Annotated in this window: 2 protein-coding genes; one reads left to right on the top strand and one right to left on the bottom strand. The window is 61.3% G+C overall.

Going from position 1 to position 2466, the window contains the following annotated elements; all coding sequences use genetic code 11:
* A partial coding sequence (locus SSP24_RS42225) for a helix-turn-helix domain-containing protein (RefSeq protein WP_244951815.1) occupies nucleotides 1-797 on the bottom strand: 797 nt, incomplete at its 3' end.
* A gap of 181 nt (nucleotides 798-978) precedes the next feature.
* Here SSP24_RS42225 and SSP24_RS42220 point away from each other — a divergent pair.
* Nucleotides 979-2292, top strand: a complete 1314-nt coding sequence (locus SSP24_RS42220; RefSeq protein ID WP_141316541.1) for a hypothetical protein — start codon at nucleotides 979-981, stop codon at nucleotides 2290-2292.
* Nucleotides 2293-2466 lie beyond the last annotated feature (174 nt).

Genomic DNA, 2466 nt, shown 5'->3' with positions numbered 1-2466 from the left:
CCCAGCAGGCTCAGCGCTGCGGGGTCGTTCTCGGTGACCCGGGACGACAACCATGCGGCGGCCGTGTATCCCAGCTCCAGCGCGTCGTCGTACCGACCGTTGGCCAGCAGGGCGTGCGTACCGGAACGCGCGGCAGACGCCAACACGAGCGGGTCGTCCGACTCGTCAGCGGCCCGCATCGCGCGTTCGGCAGCGAGCCACGAGATGTCCGATTCACCGATCTTCGCGAGCGTCGTTGCCGCGAGGTGGTGCGTACGGGCCGACACTGCCCAGCAGTCGCTACGGTCCTCGCCGCGCCGTGCGGCTCGCTCCTCCAGCTCTTGGGCAGCCTGGAGGAGGGCGGGAAGTGCGGCGATGACGCTGCCGAGCCGCCCACCCTGGTAGTCGTTCCATGCCTGCTCCACACGCACGGCCACGGGCGCCGGCGTGGGGAGCTGCACTTCAGCCTCGGGGCCGAAGAGCAGACGAGACAACCGGCGCGGGCTCATGAGCGCGTCGCGCACGGCTGGAACGTCGTCCTGCTGTTTCTCGTCCTCCATGAGCACCGTCTGACCGAGCAGGTCCCCGAGAGGCACGCGCAGGATGCGTGACAGCTCCGCGAGCATGTCGATCCGGGGAGGCTTCCGGCGCCCCGTCTCGATCTTCGCCAACCAGTCGGTGCTACGCCCGACCAGGCCGGCGAGCACCTCTTGCGTGTAGCCGCGGCGCTTTCGGTAGAACGCGATCCGCTCGCCGATGCTGAGGTGATCTCCTAGACCACGCATTGCGTGCTGCCTCCTGCTGTCGAAGGGGCCCACCTCACGGTACAGAGTCCGTAAGGGGAGTCGGTAGGTGCTCCCGCGACGTGGTATCGCGATGAAGCGACGTCGGGACGTTTGTGGCGCGACGCCTGAAGCCGTGTGAGAAAGAGCGGGCGGGGGCGGGCCAGACACGGCACAATAAGGGCTGCTCAGAACGACTTAGGGTGGGATCTTGGTAGTGGCGATTGAGCACGGGGCGGTAATTAACACGAGCCCTCGTCCGAGGATGCTGGTCTGGGGTTTCTATGACCAGGAGGAACTAGTAAACGAGCTCCTTCAGCTTTGCCCAACGTCCCGCTATATCAAGGGTCTCAGGCAAGTACGTCAAGCTGAATGGGATCTGCTCGTAACGGATCAAGGATGCGAACAACGCCAACAACCTATCGGAGTCACGCGAGTTGAACCGCACTTGTTTGTGATTCACTACACGCGGGGTGATGGTTACATATTCAACGCCGAGCATCGCCCGGGGTGGACAAAGAAGATCGCTTCTAGGTCTGGTGTGGTCTCTCAGGAGATTCAGCGCATGCGAAATCTCCCTGAGCGTGTCGCCGTTTTGGTTCATGAAAAACTTGAACCTGTAATCACGCAGCGTACGTCCCACAGGGTGTTTGAGCTTCAGCGAGTCAAAACTCCGGGTGCCTCTAATCCTCCGGAGATCGTTCCCTTCATCGCCACAGCCGATGGTGAAGCTCTCGCGGGGAGATATGCGCGTAGTGATTCATCGGAGGCTTGGCTGCTGCCGCCGGACGCTCCGGATCTACCTGCATGGGTACAAGCTGCTCTGGCTGAGTGGCATGGTATGGCACCCGAGCGGTTTCCTGGGGTGCCGGACTGGTCAGAGCAGGATGCCTGGCTCACTAACGAAGAGCTAGCCCTCGCTGCGGAGATCGCAGGGGTGAAGAAGGAGCGTGCTGAGCAACTTGATCGCCTAGAAAAACTTGAGGCAGCTCTGAGAATCCGCATGGAAGTGGCGCGCGATTCCGCTAATAGGTATGAACGAGCCCTTCTCACTGCACAGTCGGATGAATTGAAGCATGTTGTCATTCAAGCGCTACGTGAAATCGGGTTCACCGTAGTTGATGCTGACGGTGATGCCGCACCCGACGATCACCTGGAAGACCTTCACATCACGGACTCCGACGCTCCAGGTTGGATCGCTCTGGGAGAGGTTAAGGGGTACAGTCGGGGAGCAAAAACGGAAGGGCTGACGCAGTTCCTGCGTTTCAATATGCGTTACACTGCCAGGTCAGGGCGCAATCCGGATGCCTGTTGGTACATCGTGAACCAATTCATTAAGCGGGACCCCTCGACCCGGCAACGTGTGCTCCACGGAAAAGACGAGGACCTGAAAGCCTTCGGGTCTGCAAATGGCTTGGTGATTGACACCGTTCAACTGTTTCAAATGCTCCGTAGGGTCAGGGATGGCGCCCTAACAGCGAAGGCTGCAAGAGAATTGCTGCGGAATGCCTCAGGCAGATTTGCCTTGTGAGCACCTTCGAGGGATCGGCGTAGACATCAACCCTCCTCGTGCTGGGCATCGGGGCCGTCTGCGGGCCGTCGAAGGGCGGCCCGCAGCAACCAACAACGACCAATGACGGCCGTTCGATGGCAGGTCAGCGCTGCGCCGATGTCGATAGCGGGAGGTCGCTCCGGGCCGACGTCA

The sequence above is a fragment of the Streptomyces spinoverrucosus genome, assembly GCF_006539505.1.
In the GTDB taxonomy this organism is placed as follows: Bacteria; Actinomycetota; Actinomycetes; order Streptomycetales; family Streptomycetaceae; genus Streptomyces; species Streptomyces spinoverrucosus.
Note: the sequence above shows the minus strand (reverse complement) of the source record. Positions and strands in the feature narration are given on the sequence as shown.